17 protein-coding genes are annotated in these 22,834 nt (G+C 36.2%); 11 read left to right on the forward strand and 6 right to left on the reverse strand.

Features of this window, described 5'->3' with window-relative positions:
• Positions 1-92 precede the first annotated feature (92 nt).
• Together IPJ80_00450 and IPJ80_00455 are read left to right on the forward strand one after the other, a co-directional pair.
• Entirely contained in the window at positions 93-3,251 is a 3,159-nt protein-coding gene (locus tag IPJ80_00450) for a hypothetical protein (protein MBK7911951.1), read from the forward strand.
• A 97-nt stretch (positions 3,252-3,348) separates the two neighbouring features.
• Positions 3,349-4,542: a pyridoxal phosphate-dependent aminotransferase gene (locus IPJ80_00455; GenBank protein ID MBK7911952.1), complete on the forward strand. Its 1,194-nt coding sequence runs from the start codon at positions 3,349-3,351 to the stop codon at positions 4,540-4,542.
• Between the two features lie 15 nt (positions 4,543-4,557).
• On the opposite strand, the gene IPJ80_00460 is transcribed toward IPJ80_00455, so the two are convergent.
• Both IPJ80_00460 and IPJ80_00465 read right to left on the reverse strand, forming a co-directional pair.
• Positions 4,558-5,142, reverse strand: a complete 585-nt coding sequence (locus IPJ80_00460; protein ID MBK7911953.1) for a phosphatase PAP2 family protein — start codon at positions 5,140-5,142, stop codon at positions 4,558-4,560.
• Between the two features lie 10 nt (positions 5,143-5,152).
• On the reverse strand, positions 5,153-5,878 hold the full coding sequence (locus IPJ80_00465) for a class I SAM-dependent methyltransferase (GenBank protein MBK7911954.1): 726 nt from the start codon (positions 5,876-5,878) through the stop codon (positions 5,153-5,155).
• Between the two features lie 61 nt (positions 5,879-5,939).
• Here IPJ80_00465 and glmM point away from each other — a divergent pair, with 61 nt between their 5' ends.
• Both glmM and IPJ80_00475 read left to right on the forward strand, forming a co-directional pair.
• The gene (gene glmM / locus IPJ80_00470) at positions 5,940-7,313 is read left to right on the forward strand and encodes a phosphoglucosamine mutase (protein ID MBK7911955.1); all 1,374 of its coding nucleotides are present in this window, start codon (positions 5,940-5,942) and stop codon (positions 7,311-7,313) included.
• Between the two features lie 7 nt (positions 7,314-7,320).
• Entirely contained in the window at positions 7,321-8,454 is a 1,134-nt protein-coding gene (locus tag IPJ80_00475; GenBank protein MBK7911956.1) for a cysteine desulfurase, read from the forward strand.
• A gap of 1 nt (position 8,455) precedes the next feature.
• Here the strand turns inward: IPJ80_00475 and IPJ80_00480 are convergent, their stop codons facing one another.
• Entirely contained in the window at positions 8,456-11,320 is a 2,865-nt protein-coding gene (locus IPJ80_00480; protein ID MBK7911957.1) for a S8 family serine peptidase, read from the reverse strand.
• Between the two features lie 219 nt (positions 11,321-11,539).
• Here IPJ80_00480 and IPJ80_00485 point away from each other — a divergent pair, with 219 nt between their 5' ends.
• Complete coding sequence (locus IPJ80_00485; GenBank protein MBK7911958.1) at positions 11,540-12,472, forward strand: SPOR domain-containing protein; 933 nt, start codon at positions 11,540-11,542, stop codon at positions 12,470-12,472.
• Between the two features lie 77 nt (positions 12,473-12,549).
• The gene (locus IPJ80_00490; protein ID MBK7911959.1) at positions 12,550-13,248 is read left to right on the forward strand and encodes a DUF1003 domain-containing protein; all 699 of its coding nucleotides are present in this window, start codon (positions 12,550-12,552) and stop codon (positions 13,246-13,248) included.
• A gap of 16 nt (positions 13,249-13,264) precedes the next feature.
• Here IPJ80_00490 and IPJ80_00495 read toward each other — a convergent pair whose 3' ends face one another.
• Positions 13,265-13,735, reverse strand: a complete 471-nt coding sequence (locus IPJ80_00495) for a hypothetical protein (GenBank protein ID MBK7911960.1) — start codon at positions 13,733-13,735, stop codon at positions 13,265-13,267.
• Positions 13,736-13,866: 131 nt separating this feature from the next.
• Positions 13,867-15,264: a vanadium-dependent haloperoxidase gene (locus IPJ80_00500; protein ID MBK7911961.1), complete on the reverse strand. Its 1,398-nt coding sequence runs from the start codon at positions 15,262-15,264 to the stop codon at positions 13,867-13,869.
• Between the two features lie 173 nt (positions 15,265-15,437).
• Here IPJ80_00500 and IPJ80_00505 point away from each other — a divergent pair, with 173 nt between their 5' ends.
• The 5 genes from IPJ80_00505 (at position 15,438) to IPJ80_00525 (ending at position 20,863) form a co-directional block, all read left to right on the forward strand.
• Positions 15,438-16,118, forward strand: coding sequence for a response regulator (locus IPJ80_00505; GenBank protein ID MBK7911962.1), 681 nt, complete (start codon positions 15,438-15,440; stop codon positions 16,116-16,118).
• A gap of 39 nt (positions 16,119-16,157) precedes the next feature.
• A complete protein-coding gene (locus tag IPJ80_00510; GenBank protein MBK7911963.1) occupies positions 16,158-17,591 on the forward strand; it encodes a HAMP domain-containing histidine kinase in 1,434 nt (477 codons plus the stop codon).
• Positions 17,592-17,661: 70 nt separating this feature from the next.
• On the forward strand, positions 17,662-18,999 hold the full coding sequence (locus tag IPJ80_00515; protein ID MBK7911964.1) for a vanadium-dependent haloperoxidase: 1,338 nt from the start codon (positions 17,662-17,664) through the stop codon (positions 18,997-18,999).
• A 533-nt stretch (positions 19,000-19,532) separates the two neighbouring features.
• The gene (locus IPJ80_00520; GenBank protein ID MBK7911965.1) at positions 19,533-20,432 is read left to right on the forward strand and encodes a hypothetical protein; all 900 of its coding nucleotides are present in this window, start codon (positions 19,533-19,535) and stop codon (positions 20,430-20,432) included.
• Positions 20,433-20,443: 11 nt separating this feature from the next.
• Positions 20,444-20,863, forward strand: coding sequence for a hypothetical protein (locus IPJ80_00525; protein ID MBK7911966.1), 420 nt, complete (start codon positions 20,444-20,446; stop codon positions 20,861-20,863).
• A gap of 40 nt (positions 20,864-20,903) precedes the next feature.
• Here the strand turns inward: IPJ80_00525 and typA are convergent, their stop codons facing one another.
• Complete coding sequence (gene typA, locus IPJ80_00530; protein MBK7911967.1) at positions 20,904-22,727, reverse strand: translational GTPase TypA; 1,824 nt, start codon at positions 22,725-22,727, stop codon at positions 20,904-20,906.
• Positions 22,728-22,834: the final 107 nt, after the last annotated feature.

Raw genomic sequence — 22,834 nt, forward strand, 5'->3', positions numbered from 1 at the left:
GTTTTTTGCCAAAAATTAACTTCAAAGCAACTGATTGACTTACTTTTACGTACACTGTAGCATAAAACTATATTTTGATTAAAAATCACCACATGCGATTTAAAAACCTCCTTCTCAGCTTAAGTATTTTATTCCTGGGTACAGGGCTATTTCCTAAAGTTCAAGCCTGTGAATTATTTGATTTGGTGATCACCAAAACCAATTGCAATCCAGACAAGAAATTTGCCGTTAAAATCAACTTTGGTTACAGAGATGCAGGCGATTTTTTTACAATTACTGGAAATGGAAAGAATTACGGCAAATTTGCCTATTCCAAACTGCCAATTATAATTGATGGGTTACCGGGTGATTGTTCAACGGTTTATGAATTTGTAATCACAGATGTTACTAATCAATCTTGCCAAATTGCTAGGGAATTGGGGAAAGTATGCTGCGAGTCCAATTGTGAATTATTTGACTTGAAATACGATAAATCTGATTGTGATAGTAACAATCGATTCAAATTACTTTTCACTTTTAAATATCAAAACACTTCCAAATGCTTTAGATTAAAAATAAATGATCAAAATTACGGGGAATTTGAATACAGCGCTTTACCACTAAACCTGGGTCCCTTTGAAGGAGATTGCATTACTAAAAGGTTGATTACCATTGTTGATTGTGACAAACCCGAGTGCCAGGCCCGGATCGAAATTCCTGAAATTTGTTGTCCTGAAAAATGTAAAATTTCAGATTTGAAAATTGAGCGCACAGCCTGCGATTCGGATAAGATGTTTTATGCTAAAATTGCCTTTAAAGCAACCGGCGTTTCAGATAGCTTCTTTTTAAAGGCCAACAACCGTTTAATGGGAAAATTCAAATACGGTGAGGCATTTTATAAAATCGGCCCACTTCTAGGTGACTGCGTTACAAAATACAATTTTCTAATTGCAGATCACAGAGATCTTTCCTGTGCCACCGATACCCTTTGGGGACCTGTTTGCTGCGACACAATTCAAGAACCTTGTAAGCTGTATGATTTAATTGTTGAAAAAACGGATTGCACACCTGACAAACTGTTTTATGTTGTTCTTAATTTTAAAAATCGGAATTCATCAGATTGTTTTAAGGTCTCAGGAAACGGGAAATTTTATGGTGAATTTCCCTACAGTTCTTTGCCATTAAAATTAGGGCCATTTCAAGGTGATTGTAAAACCGAATATGAATTTGTAATTAAAGATTGTAAAGACGAGCGCTGTGGACTGGAAAAATTTATAGGTAAAGTATGCTGTGACACAGTGCCTCCTGAACCTTGCAAATTATTTGATCTGAATGTTACCCGACTTGAATGCAATAATGACAAACAGTTTTATCTGAAAATTAATTTTGGACACAACAATACCTCCGATTGCTTTAGGGTTTCCGGAAATGGAAAAGTCTATGGAGAATTTCCGTATACTTCCTTGCCTTTACTTTTAGGCCCATTACCGGGTGATTGTAAAACAGAATATGAATTATTTATCCAAGATTGTAAAGACCCTCATTGTTCCCTCGAAAAATTCATTGGTAAAGTCTGCTGTGACAGTGTCCCGCCAGAGCCTTGTAAGTTGTTTGATTTAAATGTTACCCGATTGGAATGCAACAACGACAAACAATTTTTTCTGAAAATTAATTTCGGCCACAACAATACTTCTGATTGTTTTAAGGTTTCCGGCAATGGTCATGTTTATGGAGAATTTCCATACTCTTCCTTGCCTTTACTATTAGGCCCGTTGCCAGGAGATTGCAAAACCGAATATGAACTCGTTATAAAAGATTGTAAAGATGAACGCTGTGGACTTGAAAAGTTTATTGGCAAGGTTTGTTGTGATAGTGTGCCACCCGGACCCTGCAAATTAAGTGGATTACGTTTTGAAAAATCTGTATGCGATGCAAATGGTAATTTTTATGTTTCATTCAATTTTGATCATACCAATACATCGGATTGCTTTAAAATTCAAGGAAATGGAAGAACTTATGGTGAATTTAAATACAGTCAACTTCCTGTAAAAATTGGCCCATTACCTGGAGATTGTAAAACTGAATATGAGTTTTTAATCGTTGATTGTGCAGATCCACATTGTTCACTTGTCAAAGACCTTGGAGTTGTTTGTTGTAATACCGCTGATTGTAAAATTTCAAATGTAAGTGTTGCCAGAACGCATTGTGAGGGTGAACGGAAATTCTACGCAATTCTCAAATTTAATTATATAGGAACTTCAGAATGTTTTAGGCTGCGTGGCAATGGCCATGATTATGGTGAATTCCGTTATGCTAATTTACCGATAAAAATTGGTCCGCTTACGGCTGATTGTAACACTCCCTATGAATTTGTAATTGAAGATTGCAAGAAAAATGAATGCAGAGCTGAGGCTTTCTTGGGCAAAGTATGTTGTGATTCCACGGATGCTAAAATTTATGAATTAACGATGACTCGTTCTGATTGCGAACCAGACTCCACCTTTAATGTCAAATTTGGATTCCGCTACAGAGAAGTTTCCGATTCCTTTGAAATTTTTGTAAATGGCCGATTAATTAAAACGTTTGCGTATACACAAGTACCCGTCGTGGTGGGACCTTTTAAAGCAGATTGTCACACTATTTATAAATTCCGCATCAGAGACCAGAAGGACACAACCATTTTTACAGATCGATATATAGAAAGACCCTGTTGTAAGCCTCAAGGAGAGCCTTGTCGAATATTTGATGTCAAAGCAACCCCATTAAATTGCACAGGCCCTGATGAGTATGCTTTGAAAATAGATTTTAAATATCAAGGTACAACCAACGCATTTTTTGATGTATTTGACCGAACAAAAAATATTGGATTTTTTAGATTTGATTCTTTGCCCCTTATTATCAATAATTTTAAACAGAGTGGCAGGGATTTCGACTTTATAAAAATTTGCGAGAATGATAATCCGGGTTGTTGTTCTGTTGTTGAATTTCGAACCATAGATTGCATCAGCAATGATCCTTCTAAATTTAGTATTAAACGGTTGATCGTTAATAATTCATCAGGTACCGTTGGCTTATTTTCTGAGCAATTAATTCCTGCAGACCTTAAATTGGAATTGTTTAATCTTGAAAGTAAACAAATTCCAATTATTCAATTGGAATCAGGTCCTCATGAAATATTGATTTCAACTGAAAATTTAAGTACCAACGTGTATTTTATACGAATTAAAGATTCTACAGATTCAAAGACTTATAAATTTTTCCATTTACGATAGAAATCGTTTGGATCCTATTCCTTTTAAAACCGGGGCTTGCTCCCGGTTTTTTTTATTTTAGGAAGTTCGTATCAGCAATTATTCAGACATTTGCACGATGTTTAAAATAGCTCAAAGGGCCCAGTTAATGACTGAGTCTGCCACTTTAAAAATGGCACAACTTGCCAGACAAATGACAGCTCAGGGCCATGATGTCATCAATCTGAGTCTGGGTGAACCTGATTTTGATACTCCTGATCATATAAAACAGGCTGCAATTCAAGCCATAAGAGATGGATATACCAAATACACACCCGTTGCAGGGACCCTGGAATTGCGTCAGGCCATCTCTAAAAAATTTAAAAAGGACAACCAACTCCATTACAGTCCGGAAGAAATAATCGTTTCAAATGGGGCCAAGCAATGTTTTGCTAACCTATGTTTTGCGCTTTTGGAAGCTGGAGATGAGGTGGTGTTGTTTTCCCCATATTGGGTATCCTATTACGAAATTATTAAATTGGCTGGAGCGACACCTGTTTGTGTGTTTGCAGACGTTGATAAAGATTTTAAACCATCCGCCCAACAACTAAGAGATGCCCTTAGCTCCCGGACACGGATGTTTGTGTTTTCAAGCCCCTGTAATCCAACTGGTACGGTGTTTAGCAGAGAAGATATGCTACTTTATGCGAATGTTTTAAGGGATTATCCGGAGATCCTCATCGTTTCAGATGAGATTTATGAATACATTCAATTTGGATCCCAACATATGAGCATTGGTTCTCTTCCAGATATGAATCAGCGTACAGCAACAATCAATGGTTTCTCGAAAGGCTTTTCAATGACAGGATGGAGACTTGGCTATATGGGTGGTCCATCCGAAGTTATAAATGCTTGTATAAAAATTCAAGGACAATTTACTTCTGGAGCAGCATCTTTTAGTCAAAAAGCAGCTTGCCTTGCCTTAGAATCTGATCTTAAGCCAACCCAAGATATGTGTCAAGCATTTGAAAAAAGACGAGACCGCTTATTAGATGAAATAAAGATAATCCCGGAATGGCAAGTCAATAAACCACAAGGCGCATTTTATGTGTTACCGAATGTGAAATCTTGTTTTGGCAAGAAGTACGATACGGGAATCATCGAAAACTCAGATGATTTGGCAATTTATCTCTTACAAGAAGCCAAAGTAGCTGTTGTAAATGGAATTGCATTTGGCGCACCAGATTGTCTCAGGATTTCATATTCACTTTCTGAAGAGCGCATCGTCGAATCTATTAAAAGAATCCGAATTGCTTTGGATAAACTCATCTAAGAACAAACTAATTTCTTAATGGTGTTGATTCGGCTTGATTTTAAAGAAACTGAAGTATCGACTTAGCCAAAATAAACTTATTGCCCAAAAGCTGCCTTCTATCCATCCAACCAGCACATCAATTGGAAAATGCACTCCCACATAAACTTGTGAAAACCCTATGAGGAGTGCCCAAAAAATAAGAAGCCATTTCCATCTTCCTAAGAGTCCACTACAGATCAAAACGATCATAACTGCTACTCCCATATGATTCGTAGCATGAGATGATGGAAAACTATATCCACCGGAACAAGGCAATGCAGATACAAATTGATCTTTAAAATAAAGTTCATTACAAGGACGGTCTCGCTGAAAATATTTTTTAAACACACTGCTGTTCATTTGATCAGTAATGATTACCGTAAATACACATAAAATAAACACTTTCCAGGATTGTTTACCAAAATTGAAACTTACCCAGCTAATCAAAAAAACATAAAGTGGAATCCAAAAATTTTTATCTCTGAAAGCTAAGAAAAAAGGATCAAGCGTTGCGGATCTTATGTACAATTGAATCCATTCAAACAATTCATGATCCAAATGATTCAAGTATTTAATCATGTTGCGTGTTTCATTTTTTAAATACCAAAATCATTCGCTCGGAAAGTTCAGGAACGTATTCATCTAATTGATACGAACCAAACATTTTATAAATGTGCAGTCCAAACTGACCAAACAAATTGATTAAGTCTTGCGTTTGATACAATCTGACTTTTTCATAAAATATTGAACATTTATCTTCTTCAATTACGCATATTTTTTTAGAAATCCAATTCAATTCCAATTGCTTCTGAATCAGAAAACAATAACCTCCTGCCTCCACTTTTTCTTCTGCTTGTAGATGTTTTCGGATGTAAGCAGCATTAAAATAATCAATTACAAAAAGACCTCCCTCCTTAACATTCGCCGCTATTGCTGAAGCTGCATTTAGTTCATCATAGTGAGATTTAAAGTATCCAAAACTGGTGAATAAATTTAAGACTACATCGAAGTAATTAATTCGGAACAATTGTCGCATATCGTGCCGGTAGAAATGCAAATCTTCTTTTTCAAAACGGAGATTTTCCCGGATTTTCTTAAATGACAGGTCAATTCCGGTTACATCATATCCCATTTGATTAAAAGCAAGCGCATGTCGTCCATTCCCACAGGCAACATCTAAAACACGGGAATAGGCCGGCATTTTCAATTCAGTAACAAGTCGCTCAACAAAAGCATCAGCCTCGTTTTCATTTCGTTGATAGTACAAATGGTAATAATATGCCGTATCAAACCATTCTTCAAACCATTCCTTCATGCATTGTTTTAATGAATTCAAGCCCGAAATTAATACTTTTGCAGGGTAAAAATTTAAAGCCTTGAGTTTAATTACATCAATTTCCGGAATACGAGGCACCATCGGTGGTTTTCCAGGTGATAATTTAAGTCCATTAGACTTATTAAAATTCACAACTGCTTATGTTCGTTTGCTTCAATTGAAAACAGAAAGACCAAGAGTAGTTATCGGTAGAGATGGACGAATGAGTGGCGAAGTCTTATCACAGTTTGTTTGTTCCAGTTTACAATTTATGGGGGTTGATGTCATTCAAACGGGTTTAAGCACAACGCCCTCTGTTGAAATGGCCGTACCTTATCACAAGGCAGATGGTGGCATAATCCTTACAGCCAGTCATAATCCAAAAAACTGGAATGCATTAAAATTACTAAATGCCTCCGGTGAGTTTATTTCTTCAGAAGAAGGGATTCAAATACTAAATTGGAGTCAGGATACAAAATTTGATTATGCAGAAGTAGATAAATTAGGACGCCTTGAAACAGACCACCAATCCATACAACGACATGTAGACGCTATCTTAAACCTCCCTTTTATTCCAGTTGAATCGATAAGATCCAGAAATTTTAAAATTGTTGCTGATTGTATTAATTCAACCGCAGCCATGGCATTGCCGGTGTTGTTTGATGCATTAAATATTGAATATCACTTAATAAATAAAGAAATTACGGGCGAATTTGTCCACAATCCAGAACCCTTACCACAACACCTCACTGAATTGATGCAAGTTACCGGATCACAACAGTTTGATCTTGGAATCGCAGTTGACCCGGATGTGGATCGACTGGCTTTAGTAGATGAAAATGGACATTACTTTGGGGAAGAATATACGCTGGTTACTGCTGCAGATTACATGATGCAAATAAAACCCGGAAATGTAGTTTCGAATTTATCATCATCCAGAGCCCTGGGTGATTTATGCAAAATAAAAGGGGGTGGATATTTTGCAAGTCCGGTAGGAGAAGTCCATGTTGTAAAAAAAATGAAAGAAACCAATGCATGTATTGGTGGAGAAGGAAATGGTGGAATTATACTTCCAGATTTGCATTATGGGCGTGATTCATTGGTTGGAATTGCATTGATCCTTTCCAATATGATTTTACAAAATAAATCTCTCAGTCAATTGAGAAAATCATACCCTAGCTATTTTATGCATAAGGATAAAATTGAATTGAATGCAGATTTAAATTATCTTGAATTATTAACTTATCTGAAAAAGGAATTCCAAAATGAGCAATTAAATTTTGAAGATGGCATGAAAATAGATTTTGATAATTCCTGGATTCATTTGAGGAAATCGAATACAGAGCCCATTATACGAATCTATACCGAAGCCAAAACGATGATGGAAGCAGAAAATCTTGCTAACAGCATTAAATTAAAAATTGCAAAATTCTAAACAAGGCATGCAAGCAAACCGAATATACCTTGATTATGCTGCAACTACACCTATTTTGCCTGAAGTTGTAGAATACATTTCAGAAATTGCGAAAACTATATATGGAAATCCCTCATCAACACATGCTGAAGGTAGAATAGCTAAAAGTTTTTTGGAAGAACATCGCAAAAACATTTCTGGCCTCCTCAAATGCAATAGCTCCGAATTATTTTTCACAAGTTGTGGAACAGAATCCAATAATCTGATTTTAAAATCTTCGATAACTTCGTTAGGTGTTAAAAGGATTATCAGCAGCCCCATCGAACATTCGTGTAATCTTCAAAGTTTTAACTGGCTGGCAAAACAGTATAATACAAAAATTGAATTCTTGTCGGTCAATGAATTTGGTCAAATTGATTTAAACGAATTGGAATCTTTATTGCGCCAGGATACACAAAAAACACTGGTATCCTTGATTCATGTAAATAATGAACTTGGCACGATATTGAATCTTGAAGAAACCGGAAACTTATGCAGAAATCATCAGGCCCTGTTTCACTCAGATACCGTACAAGGAATTGGATTCTTCCCTTATGATTTTTCTAATTTGCCAATTGATTTTGCAAGTGGCTCAGCGCATAAATTTTATGCACCCAAATCATGTGGATTTGCATATATAAAAAATCAAAATGCTTTAGAACCCTTATTGCATGGAGGATCTCAAGAACGGTCTGTCCGTGCCGGCACTGAAAACCTAATTGGCATTGGAGCGATGTCTAAAGCCCTGTCTTATTGCTACGCGCATTTTGAAGAAAGAATTCAACATTTAAAAAATATTAAAGATCAACTCCGCAAGACTATTTTAGAACAGTTTCCGGATGCCTTAATCAATACTCCTTTACAAGCATCCTCTCCAAAAATATTGAACGTGCAATTTCCGTTTTTTGAAGGGATTGATTTGATGACAATAAAACTGGATATTGAAGGCTTAAGTGTTTCCGGTGGCAGTGCATGTAATTCTGGGGCTGAAAAAGCAAGCCATGTGATCAGTAAAATTCGTCCGGATCATCCAGGAAGAGCCATTCGTTTTTCATTTTCACATTTAACAAATTCTGAAGAAATTGAACGCTGTGTTTCAATACTTCGAAAAGTTGCACACTAGCTTATTCACGTACAACTTTGATGATTCGGTAATTCGTATTAGAAAGATGGACACAAAGCCAATACATGCCTGGATTTAATTCAGTTTGAATATTTATCAGGCCATCATTTGAATTAATATTTTGGTACTTTACCTGCGAGCCATCCATTTTAAAATACTGAATTGCATTTATAAATTGGTGTTCAGGATTTTCCAAGAATAAGTCATTGCTAAAAGGATTCGGAAACACTTTCAAAGTATTATTAACCAAATCCTTGTTTTTAATGATACATCCTGTACCTGGTGTTCTGAATGTTAAAATAGCAGGCGATGTTAAAAATTCATTGCATTGCGTTTGAATTTGAATTTCATATAAACTGCAACTGTCCAGATTCTTTAATTGAACATCCCTTGAATCTCCATTGCCATAGTTCCACTCAGCATCATACAATTTACGGTAAGCAAAGGCAACCTGCCTTGGGTTAGTCATGATGGCTGTAAAAGATGCATTAGTTTGACTAATAGAATTTGGAACAATTGATTGAATTGCTTCACAAGGTCCCTCATTGATCCAGACACAATAATCTTCATACTCACCAAATTCTATAGATTGAAAACAAGCGAGCGGAGTAGCATCAGATACTTCTGCATATTTCATGCAAATTCTCATGCGGGTTAAGCCAGTCTTTGCATTCAATGGAATTGGTAAATTATAAGATTTTGAATAAATAAATTTCTCAGTAGGATCTGCAAAATTTTCCGCCGAATCAAAAAATCCATCTTGATTAAAATCAATCCATGCTGCAACAACTACCTGACTGCTATCGCTCAGATAGCCTGCTTTAAAATTAACAGAATGGTTTGTTCCCTTTTCAAAAACATATGACTGGTTACTACCAATAAAATTTCCATAACCAGCATTATTTCCGCTGACATAAAGGATATTATCTATTGTAATTGAATGCAGCCACTCAAGGCTGCTGGATGGCCTGAATCTTTTGCAGTAATCAAGGTCACCGCATTGTTGACAACCGTCCGTATTGATAAGCAACACATTACTTAAAGGACTGGGACGATTATTGCAAAAACTATAACATCGCAATTCATACTGAGCACAAGATTTAAGGTTCTCCAAAGAGAATAAATCATTTATTGGCTTGACAATAAACGTATCCCATTTTTGCGTGCCATTTAATCGGAGTAATGCTGTAATCTGACCTGCCCCACTTGGATCACGAAATTTCAGTTTGACATCATGATCTGTTTTTGTGACAATTCTGAAATCATATGGTGATTCACAACAACCTGCTGTTTTATAGATCCGAATGGGTGAATAAAAGGATTCATAGCGTTGGCAAGCATTTTTTATTTGTAATTCATATTCGGTACAAGGCTCTAAATGATCCAATAGCAGCTGATTTCCGTCATATATAAGCGTGTCAACCCAACTGGTTTTGTCTTTAATCCGAAAGCGTACGCTAATGGGATAGATCGTAGTTGTTTCCCAAGCTAATAATAAAGAATTCAAGCCTTGATGGGCAAGGTAAATGGGACTGGCATGCAAAAGACTTTGGAATAAATTCATTACGCCTCCTGAAACGGTGATATTGATCAAATCATCATTCTGCTTTGCCGAGTTGATGATTATTTGTTTTACCTCCAAAGCCGCTTGAGCAGGATTTGATTTTGTCAAAGCAGCCAAATTGGTACAAGGAAGAGAATAAATTAATCCAACAGCCCCGCTTACCTGTGGACAGGCTGCACTGGTACCACTAAAGGTTCTGTAGGTATTGTTTATGTACGTCGTGTAAACCGATTCACCATAAGCGCCAATGTCAATTGATTTTTTTCCGTATCCGGAATTATTATCTTTTTTATCGAGATCATCCATGTTGGTAACCGTAAGTAGGTAATCGCTTTCGCAAGTTGTCGGCAAATCCCCTTCAATGTCAACATCAACATTTTGGTTGGTAGTGGATGCAACATTTAGAATGCCTACACTCCCCAAACTGTCATAAATAGCACACCATAAAGGAGCATCTTCAGGTCGTGCATTGTCGGCACCCCAGGATGAATTGGTAGCCACGACAAAAGCGCCTTGTTTACCATTTGATTGATTGTATTGACGACGAAATAAAAATGGGTACGCATAGGATTCCAGCGCATTGGCTTCATCTCCACCTCCGGCAACCACCATGATTTTAACATTCCAATTTACACCACTGATTCCTTTCAGATTATTACCTCGAGCTCCGATGAGACCCATTACAGGGGTTCCATGTTTCCCTAATTCAAACACATCGTTGTTTGTGTAGGTGTTCCAACCATGAAAATCATCAACATATCCATTTAAGTCATCGTCTATACCATTGGCATTTATTTCCTTTAAGTTGAGCCAAAGATTGTCAAAAAGGTCCTCATGAAACCAATCAACACCATCATCAATCACACAAATGACAATGGTATCCCCATTTTCGGTATATCCGCCGGTGGTCAGATCCCAGGCTTTTTCAGAATCAAAATCAGCTTCTGGGTTTCGTCCATTTGAACCGTCATTTAAATGATGCCACTGCCTGTTAAAAAAAGGATCGTTTGGAATCAGGCGTTCCTGAATTAAATGATTTCTTTGAGCATTTAAAATCTCAGGAATCTGTCGTAATTGATTGATCAGAGCTGTTTCATTATACTGACTGTAATCAAATTTCAAAAGCCATAAATTCCAAACCGGACCTAATTTTCTTATTGGCTGTACCAAGCTCAATGCAGATTTTGCCCTTTTCCAAGTTGCCTGAGACTTTAAACTACTAAAATCCACCCCGGGAGCAAGTTGCACAATGAGCTCACCTTGCTTATAATTTAAGGACTGGGAATGCATTAGAGCAGCCATAAAATTGAAAATGGCAATGACAAGCAACCTTAAGAAAATTCGGTAATATTGAAACATCTGGAGTATTTAAACCTGTGAAAAGGTACACAATATTAGAAAACGTCCAGGAAATCAAAAAATATATTAAATATTTTAGTAATCTGTATATAAATTACAAATATTTTTAATATATTAGCGCTTTAATAACAGACGCCTACCAAGGTAACCAAAATTGAAACTATGAAAAAAATTATTCTTATTTCATTGGGATTGATACTCGTCAGTCCACTTTCTGATCTCGTTTCCCAGAATAGTGACCTCAAGAAGCCGAATCAGACTTTAACGGTCAAAAAGCAAGAAACCGCATCAAAGCCGATAGAAGCTGAACTAAAAGCAATGGCTGTTCCAGCACAATTAACACCAAAGGCAGCTAAAAGCACAACAGCAATTCCTGAATCTGAAGTTCGTCAAACAAAACAAACTTCCATTATCGATGAAAGCAGCACTGGATCGAATGCCATGCAAGAATTAGTCGGTGTGAGCCTCATGGCAACTGATAAAATACTATTATTTGATGACCCCGCTATTTCAGGTAAGCCCGATGCACAGGCTAATAAACTGTATTTTGTTCAAATTACAGCGCTCAGTAAGTTTACTGATAAAATGACGGATCGATTTAGTAAGTACGCTGCATATGGAGATGTATACAAAGTGGATGCAGATGGAGCTACAAAAATTCGCATTGGTAGTTTTCAAGACGTCAATGAAGCCATTGCCGTGTTAAATCTTCTAAAGAAAAATGGATTAAAAGATGCTTTCATCGTAGCCGATATTCTGGATACAGGAAGATCCACGATGTTATTTAAATCTACTGCCTCTGCTCCGAAAGCTACTCCTAATACGGAAGCTCCTAATACTAAAACAACTAATTTTGAAGATGGAAAATACAAAATTCGGGTTTCTGAATACAAGGCACCAGATTGGTTTGATGTCAGCAAAATAAATGATTTAGGAAATATTGAACATTGGACTAAAGGTGGTTGGACCATTATCGTGTTAGGAAATTATCAAACAGAACAAACAGCAAAAGATGTTATGGATAAATTAAAAACAAGAGGATTTAAAGAAGCCTATATCGTTGTTGAGGAAAATGGAAAACTTTACAGACAATAAAATAATTTAAAACATATTAAAAGCCGGTGACTAAACTCATCGGCTTTTTTTATTGAATTTAATCTATAATTTATACTATGCAAGATTCATTTAAATCCGATCTAACGGGAAAAGAGTATTCCATCATGGAACGGATCCCGGCATCCACAATCAGAAAATCAATTTTTGATCTGATACTTAAAGATAAATCCGATTTTAATCAGAATAGTTGCATTTCAATATCTGAATTAAACTTATACCGCGAACGATTTATAGCCAATACCCTGGTTCAGGAAGTGGATGATTTGGCAGACTTGCGTGAAAATGTATTACACGCTATCAAGGATGAAACCAGCTTAACAGATCAAATAGAAAAGGATGACAGTACGCTATTAAGCCCCGGACAGCGCTTAGCCGATTTGGTAGCAAGCTTTGGGGGTAGTTGGACATTCATACTTACATTTTTAGGATTTATAGCCATCTGGATCGTAATGAATATCTTTTGGTTTAGGCACCAGCAATTTGACCCCTATCCGTTTATACTGCTCAATTTAATACTGTCCTGCATTGCTTCTTTGCAGGCACCAATCATCATGATGAGTCAGAACCGTCAAGAAGAAAAGGATCGGGAGCGTTCTAAAAAGGATTACATGATCAATTTAAAATCAGAACTGGAAATTAGAATGTTGCATGAAAAATTAGACCATTTGATATTACACCAACAAAGGGAATTAATAGAAATTCAAAAACTTCAAATAGAAATGATGAATGATATCATGAATAAAATTAAATCCTAAAATGATTGTTCAATAATCATTTTTGTAATCTTATCCCGTTTACCTCGACAAGATTTTCCATATCATACTTAGCAAAAAAATATTGTGTTCCGGTCGTGTCAAATTTTCGAACGTATCCGTTTTTCAAGCCGTTTTTATACTCAACGATTAATTTAATCCTTCCATTTTCATAAAAGCTGGTATCTCCTCCATTTTGTTTATCCTTTTCAAAATATTGGACTTCTTCAACGGAGCCTTGAGGATAATAGAATGTGCTTTTGCCAGTTTGGAAATCATCTTTAAACAAGCGCACGGATCTAATTTTACCATCTGCATAATAATCAATCATTTCCCCTTCCTTTTTGTTATTGATCAATTGGGTCCTTTTACTAATTGCTCCGGTTCCATAATATTTCAATTCTTCTTTTGGGCTGTTTTTACAACAAAACAAGCAGCTCAGGATTATACCTAAATAAATTGGAGTTGAATAGTTAAAATGTAATGTCATTTTATTAAAAAATTAGGATTAAAATTACATACAAAATGTAATTAATAAATTGGAACACCCTGTTTTACTAAAAAAAAGAGGCTGAATGTAACATTCAACCTCTCTTATATTTAGATCTAATATTTATGAAATTATTGTTTCTTTTTCCAAGGTAGGTTGTTTACAGCTCTACCTATTTTTGTACCAAAGTTTACACCTTCGTCACAGTCCATTCTCCAGTGTACACCCAATAATACGCGTGACCATGCATTTTCAAGAGCCATTTCATAAAGGCTTCCAAAACTTCTTGGTTTGCCTTCAAATTCAGTTCTGTTTTCGTGACATCTGTCAGTCATGGAGTATGCATAACCAAACACGCTGGCTAATGCTTCAGCAGCTGCAGCACCCATTGTAGAGTGACCAGAAGGATAAGCTGGAAATGGTGGAGTAAAGCCAATATCCCCAGTTAAAGGATTATCCAAATTTGGTTTGTAATTTGGGTCGATTACCTTTAAAATATAAGTAACCGGACGTTCTACATTATAAATATATTTTGAATTCCATGCACCTACTGCTGCATCACTTAAAGCCATACCACATTTTACATAAGCAACTGTAGCAGTTTCTAAATTCGATTTTTCAGTTTGAATAATTTGGTTTGCAACGGCAATCCAGCGGGGTCCGGGGCTGAATGTAAGATTTAACAAATCATCACTCCAAAATTCACCTATCCATTCAGTTTGATAATTAGAAGCTGTTTTGGTATAAACCTGTAAAGCTTGAGAATAATACTCGGAATTTGGATTTTCTGAATATTGCATAAAATAAGCAGAAGGGGGCAAACAAATTTTCTCAGTTTCTGTGATTGCAAAGGTTCTTGCTTTTCCATAAATGGCGCCCATAGGCTTTGTTGGTCCAGGAACAGTTGGTTTCCAATCTCCAGGACCTCTGTAATGAGCCGACCAATCGTAAGTTCCAAATGGATCTTTGTAGTGATCATGTCCATAAAAGTCAGTTGTTGACCAATTCCATACAGCCAAACCTACTTCATTACCAAAAGCTTTTGAAGCATTGTAGGTTTCTTCACCAGCTTCGGCCAAAAATTTTGCATTCTGGCTGCTGATTAAACCATCTACACGAATTTTAACTTCTGATTTAATATCGGGGAAAAACTTAGGAATCATTGTAACGTATATCGAGTGAACAACCGTTGGCCAATGGTATTTGGTACCATCCTTTACTTTGGGAATATTCAATCCAGGATATCGACTTGCAATCGAATTATAATCTGGCATCCCACTGATTAGTGCTTCGTAACATGCCAATCCCATTAAACCCAAAGATCTTGGAGCTGGACCAGGTCTGTAACCAGCAGCATAGCGCTCAATTTCAAGGAACATTTTATTCCATTCGAGAGATGCATTTGCATCATAGTCAGAAACAAGATTTGCAAGATCTGATTTTTTGTCATCATCTTTACTACAAGAGCTGTAAAACAATATCAAACTTGCGGAAAGAAGAAATAAGGATAATAATTGCTTGATTTTCATAGATTAGAAATGATATTAAAAAATATTTCGTTCGAAGTACAAAGTTAATTTCCTACCAAACGGAGGTGCTTAAGAAGCTTTTAGAATCTAATTAGAATTTCCTTAAAATCGAATTAACATTTGAAAACATGCACCGCCTTCACGATATTTGGAAGTCGCCCTGAATTAATTCCATGAGAGTACTTGTAATTGAAGATGAATTTAAAGCTATTGAAGCCCTAAAACAGGGTTTTGAAGAAAATCAGATTGGAGTAGATTTGGCCCATGAAGGCTTAAATGGACTTCGATTGGCCTTGGAAAATGATTACGACGTGATCATCTCTGATATAATTATGCCCAATTTGAATGGAATCGACCTGGTCAAATCGTTACGGGAAAAAAACCAAAGTACCCCAATCATATTGTTAACCGCTCTTGCTGGTGCGAATAATACCGTTGAAGGCCTGGAAGCCGGAGCAGATGATTATTTAGTTAAACCGTTTGAATTCAAAGAGTTACTTGCCCGGGTGAAAGCACTATCCCGAAGGGGCAAAGGAAGGGCACAGGCCAATCAAATTTTAATTTTCGAGGATGTGCGGATGGACATCGATGCCAAAGAATTTTACAGGGCAAACAAGAAAATCGACCTGACTCCTAAGGAATTTGCACTACTAGAATACTTTTTGAGACATCAAGGTCGCGTAATCTCTAAAGCCGAAATTGCAGAAAAGGTCTGGGATATTCACTTTGATACCAATACCAATATGATCGAAGTTTACATTAATTATTTACGAAACAAAATGGACAGACCTTTTGATAAGAAGCTGATACACACTATATTTGGAGCCGGTTACATATTTAAATTGGAACAATAAGCTTTAAAAAGCTTCAATTCATTAAACACCTGTTTCGCCATGCAAATTCGCCGAAGACTTACGATACAATTTATTTTGATCGTTGCAATTATTATGGTTTTTGCATTGATGTTTATTCATTTTGAGTTTGAGGAGCAGGTTCGGGATGACTTTTATAGCAATCTTAAATCTAAAGCCATCATGACAGCCGACATGATTGTTGGTCATGAAGTACTATATAATGAAAAAAAGAATGAAACCAATCCAAACTTATCAATTTACACTGAAAATATAACGATTTATAATCAGGATAATAAACGAATATATAGCTTCAATCCTGGTTCTGAATTTCTGGATGCTGGAAAATTGTCAGAGATTAAAAGTTCCGGTGAATACCGATTTAACAGAGAAGCTTTTAATGCGCTTGGTTTAGTATACCACGATAAGTCAAACAATAATTACGTAGTCGTTGCGGAGGCTGTGTTTAAATCTGAGCATCTCAATGATCTAACCAAAATATTAATGTTGGTTTTTATTTTGTTTATTGTATTAGTTGCTATCGGTGGTTGGATTTTCGCTGGTCAAGCTTTGGCTCCGGTAAACCACATTATGAATGAACTGGAGGAGATTCTTCCAACCGATATGAGTCATCGTTTAAAAATCCACAATCAAAACGATGAACTTTCGCGATTGGTAATCACCTTCAATAATTTATTAGACCGGATTCAAAAAGCTTTTGTTACACAAAAATTATTTTTATCCAACATATCACACGAACTTAAAAATCCATTGAGTGTGATCATTAGCCAAATTGAGGTGAGTTTGCAAAATGAACGCACTCCACAACAATACAAAGAAACACTTAATTCTATTTTAGACGATACAAAAAATTTAAATGAAGTTTCAAATAAACTCATGCAACTTGCAAGAATCACCGCTGACCATACAGTCGTTGAGTTTAATGAATTTCGCATAGATGAATTAGTATGGCAAGTGAAGTCACAACTTGTAAAAGCACATCCTGAATATAAGATTCATTTTGAAATTTTCAATTTACCAGAAGACGAACGCAATCTGGTTGTGAATGCCAATGAAGCATTAATTAAAACGGCACTCGTCAACTTGATTGAAAATGGATGCAAATTTAGTCCGGATTATAAAATTAAAGTATTGATGGATTGTCAACTGAATCAACAGATTCAAATTGATATCGTAGACAATGGACCAGGTATTAATGAAGCCGATCTTCCTTATATTTTTGAACCATTTTACCGGAGTCCACAAACATCTGTGATTAAAGGGTCCGGTATTGGATTGTCCCTGGTTTCATCTATATTAAAAATCCATAAAATTCGAATGGATGTATTTCCAGGAGTATCTGGTGGAACCGTTTTTAGATTGATGTTTACCCCAATAGCCATTCAACAAACTGAACTTACTTCAAAACCCATAGCGCTTCAGTCCAAAACTCAATTTGAATTGCAGTACCATTAAATAGTAAAATCTAATTGTGTTAACCTTTAAGCATATATACCTACAACTAATTTTCAATTGGAAGAAATCGTTGATACTAGGAGTATTTACTTTGGTATTTATTAGTGCGATAGGTTGGTACGCCTGTTTGGATCCTATTAAAACAAATTCAGACAAAACAACAGAATTGATTGTTGATTGGTACAAATTTTTTCTGGAAGCAGATCGTTACTCAGAAGGATATCGAAGTCCAAATTCAGCCAGAAGCTTTGGGTTCATAGGACTTGCGGCTTTAGAAAGTGCAAGACCAGCATTTGAAGGAGAGCTTAACACAACCGCCAATATTATACCTGGCTATCAAGCGCTGAAATTTGAAGGGCATGAACCATTTATAGTTCAAGCTGCTTTAAATGCTTGTTATCGCAGGATGTTTTCGAAATTTTATTTAACCGCTCCAACAGAAGTTTACAATCATTCAGAAACACTGTTTGCTAAATGGGATCAATATTTATTAAAGCATCATTCCAAATCGCAAATAGAAGGTTCTAAAAAGTTTGGGGATTCAGTTGCTATTTCCATTTTTGAATACTCCTCACATGACAGCTTTGGTCACCAATCCTACTTACACATTTATGACAAACAGTATTCAAATTTAACCGGACCTGGGCAATGGCAAGTTTCTGAGGAATTCCCAATGCCACCCCTGCTTCCTTTCTGGGGAAAAGTCAGGCCGTTTATCATTAATCTGAATGAGTTTTTGGCTAAACCCCTACCGGAATATTCTACATTAGCTGGATCTGAATACTATACAGGAGCACTTGAAGTGTTGACAATTAGCTCTCCGCTTTCATTTGAAAATAAATGGATAGCTGAATTTTGGAGCGATGACCATCCCGGATTGACATTTACTCCAAGTTCCCGCTGGATTTCAATTGCCAATCAGGTCATTTGCAAAGAACTACCACCTTTGGAAAAAACCTTAGAAACCTATTTAAAACTGGGAATTGGATTAAATGATGCAGCGATTGCCTGTTGGAATTCAAAATATTACTACAACCTGGAGCGTCCAGAAACATATATCCATAAAGTTTTCAATAAAAATTGGCAACCATTATTTCACACGCCAAATTTTCCATCTTACCCATCGGGCCATTCTATTTTCGGGGCTAGCGCTTGTGAAGTCTTAACTTCATTGTATGGAGGAAATTATGAGATGGTTGATCATAGCCATGAAGGCCGAGATGAATTTATGGGGAAACCTCGTAAATTTCATTCATTTTACGAAATGGCCTTTGAAAATGCATATTCTAGAATAGCCCTTGGTGTCCATTATAGAATGGATTGTGAAGAAGGACTGCGTTTAGGCTTCCTGGTAGGAAAAAAAGCAAGTGCTCTTCAAATATTCAAACAAGATTTCTCTTCTTTGTAATTAATTTAATTCCTTTTCTAACAACGAATTGTAATACCTTTGGTATAGCAAATACAAATTGTGTTTAAAGCATTTGCCCTATTTTTTTCTTTTTTATTGATTGCATCCGGCATGCAGGGGGTTATTGCATTCAGTTTCTTCAAATTAAATCAACCTACAATTGAAAAGACTGCTTGTATTAATAAAAGCAAACCTTTGAAAAAATGCCATGGCAAATGTTACTTGAAAAAGAAATTAGTCGAACAGAAGAAAAACCAAAATAATTCGGCACAGTTTACCGAGCTTACTAATGCACTTACTTTATTTCCGCCAACGACTATAATACATTCCCAATTCATTTCTCTACCAATTGGCAAAATAAATTCCTTCTATTTATACCCAAAGGCCCGCTCACATCATCCTGCCATTGATTATCCCCCTAAATTCCTGGTTTAATTTTAGTTTTTTATTTAGGTTTAACTCAAGTTTCAAGTATTCAGTGTTTAACTTACAACTTCTGTTGAATACTTTTTATTATCAATAAATTTAATTACATGACCAGGAAGATTCTTATATTTTGTCTGGGCTTTTTGTTCCAGATAGTCCATTTAAATGCCTGTGATATTTGTGGATGCAGTATTTCATATTCCAATATGGGCCTGCTTACTAATTTGCACCGGAATCAATTGGGCTTCAGGCATTCCAATGCCAACTTTGAAGTTCAATCACTTTCCGGAGAATTGATCAAAGACCGATTCCAAAGTTTTGAAATTAATGGAGCCTATTACATCAAAAGCAAACTGCGACTTTATGCAGATATCAACTTTCTAAATAATACCCGTAAAGAATCCGATCAAAAAAATGGTGTTCATGGAATTGGGGACTTTAAAGCTGGCGTTGCATACGAACTTGTAAATCGTAAATTATTCAATGACTCATATAAATTTTATTTTGAAATTGCATCCCAATTAAAATTTCCAATTGGAAAATACAATGCTGCTATTCATGATTTAAATTTACCTGAAAACTTTAATTTGTCAAACGGTGCATGGGGTATCAACACCAATCCAAAATGTGCTTTTTCCAATGCTACCAATGGAATCGTTTTAAATGCAAATTATACTTTTCTGTCCAATTCAAAAAATGGATATAAATTTGGAAACCCATTTCAGTTACAGGCTTTATATTATTATGAAGCTACGTTGAGTGATGCGTTTAAGATCATACCGTTTGCTGGATATTATTTTGAACAGATTGGTTCCGATCAATATAAAAACAATCGCACGGTCGAAGGGACAGGAGGCCGTGGTCATTATATTGATGCAGGATTAAATCTTAACTACACAAATTATTTATTGAGTATTTCACGCGCATTTGCACTTGATCAACAGTATTCAGGTGGAAATGCCACTTTAAAAAACAAATTTTCAATTCAATTAACTTACTTATTTTAAAAAATTTAAAAATGAAAAAATTTCTTATTTTAATAACGTCTATTAATTTTTTACTGTTTGCTTGTTCTGATGATGACAATAAACTTATTTATGATTACCACGCCCACATCGAACAGCCAACTAAAACCAGTTATCAATTAAATGATAGCTTTAACATACTAATAAATTTTGAAAGCCATACCGGTGAAACTGTACATCACATTAATGTAAGAATATTTAATAAAAATACAGGAGTAGAAGTTTACAGTAAACCTACTAATGAACACGTAGATGATCCAAGTGGATCGTATGAATTTACTGATTCTTTTTTATTAAATTCTGCAAATGGATTTAGCGCAAACAGTAACTGGGTTCTTGAGGCAAAAGTCTGGGGCCATGAAGATGGTGTTGAAGAAGAAATCTCAAAATTTGAATTTTCAATAAAACCTTAAAACAAAAAAAAACCCGGAGTGAATCACTCCGGGTTTTTTTTTAAGCCATTGCTTCAATGGATTCGGTTCGTTTTTGCGCTTTTTTGCGCTCATTTTCATCCAATATAATTTTGCGAAGACGTATCGATTTTGGAGTTACTTCTACATATTCATCTTCCTGAATGTATTCAAGTGCTTCTTCTAAAGAAAAATTAATTTTTGGAACTATTTGTACAGTACCATCAGAACCTGAGGCCCGCATATTGGTCAATTTTTTACCTTCCACAATATTTACAACCAAATCACCTGGTCGAATTTGTTCGCCAAGAATTTGACCGATGTAAATATTTTCACCCGGGTCAATAAAAAACCGACCCCGATCCTGTAGGTAACTTATAGAATAAGCTGTCGCCATTCCAGCTAGTTTAGACACCAGAACTCCATTGGATCTGGAAGGAATATTTCCTTTCCAGGCTTGAAATTCTTTGAATCGATGGGCTATGATGGCTTCACCTGCTGAGGCAGTGAGCAACATATTCCGAAGGCCTATTAATCCTCTGGATGGAATTTGAAATTCAATATGAATTAAATCCCCTCTGGTTTCCATAACCAGCATTTCCCCTTTCCGTTGGCTTACCAATTCGATTACTTTTCCGGAAAACTGTTCAGGAACGTCTACCGTCATGACTTCTATTGGTTCGCATTTTACTCCATCAATCTCTTTTATTATTACACGAGGTTGACCAACTTGCATTTCATAGCCTTCCCGTCTCATGGTTTCAATTAATACAGAAAGGTGTAAAATTCCACGACCATATACTAATATTGATTCAGGGCTTTCTGTGTCTTCCAGGCGAAGTGCTAAATTCTTTTCTAATTCTTTTTCCAGCCGTTCACGAATATGTCTGGAAGTTACGTATTTACCTTCCTTACCAAAAAATGGAGAATTGTTAATCGTAAATAACATGGAAATCGTTGGTTCGTCCACTTTTATCGGCGTCAAGCCTTCCGGATTTTCAAAATCAGCAATTGTATCCCCGATTTCAAAATCCTCTAAACCAAATACTGCACAAATATCTCCGGCTTCAGCAGATTCCACTTTCGTCTTGCCCAAGCCTTCAAATGTGTATAATTCTTTAATCCGGGACTTCATGATGGAACCATCGCGCTTCACGAGGGACACCGGTTGATTGATTCGAATGCCTTGTCTGAGAATACGTCCAATTGCAATCCGTCCGATGTAATTTGAATAATCCAAACTGCTTATCATCATTTGAAGATTGCCTTCTGGAATTATAGGAGCAGGAATGTGCTCGATAATTGCATCCAATAATGGGGTGACGTCCTCGGTAGGTGTTTTATAATTCAAACCCATCCAACCTTGTTTCGAAGAACCGTATATGGTTGGAAAATTTAATTGCTCTTCGGTTGCATCCAAATTAAAAAACAATTCAAAAACATGGTCATGCACCTCTTCCGGACGACAATTTGGCTTATCCACTTTATTGATGACAACGATGGGCTTCTTTCCTAAACTCAAGGCCTTTTGCAATACAAACCGGGTTTGTGGCATGGGACCTTCAAAGGCATCAACCAATAGCAACACCCCATCTGCCATATTTAACACCCGTTCAACTTCTCCACCAAAATCCGCGTGGCCGGGGGTATCGATGATATTGATTTTGGTTCCTTTATAATTAACAGACACATTTTTAGCAAGGATGGTAATACCTCGTTCACGCTCCAACTCATTGTTGTCCAAAATCAATTCTCCTGTTTGTTGATTTTCTCTAAACAATTTAGTTTGATGTAAAATCTTATCCACTAGGGTGGTTTTCCCGTGATCTACGTGTGCTATAATAGCAATGTTGCGAATATCCTGCATATAATTTACTAAAATGGATTGCAAAATTAGTCTAATTTATGCATTCAAAATCAAGTCTAAAATGAGATAACATATAATTTGCAATTAATAATAAAGCCCTTATATAT

Source organism: Saprospiraceae bacterium, assembly GCA_016714025.1.
GTDB lineage: Bacteria > Bacteroidota > Bacteroidia > Chitinophagales > Saprospiraceae > Vicinibacter.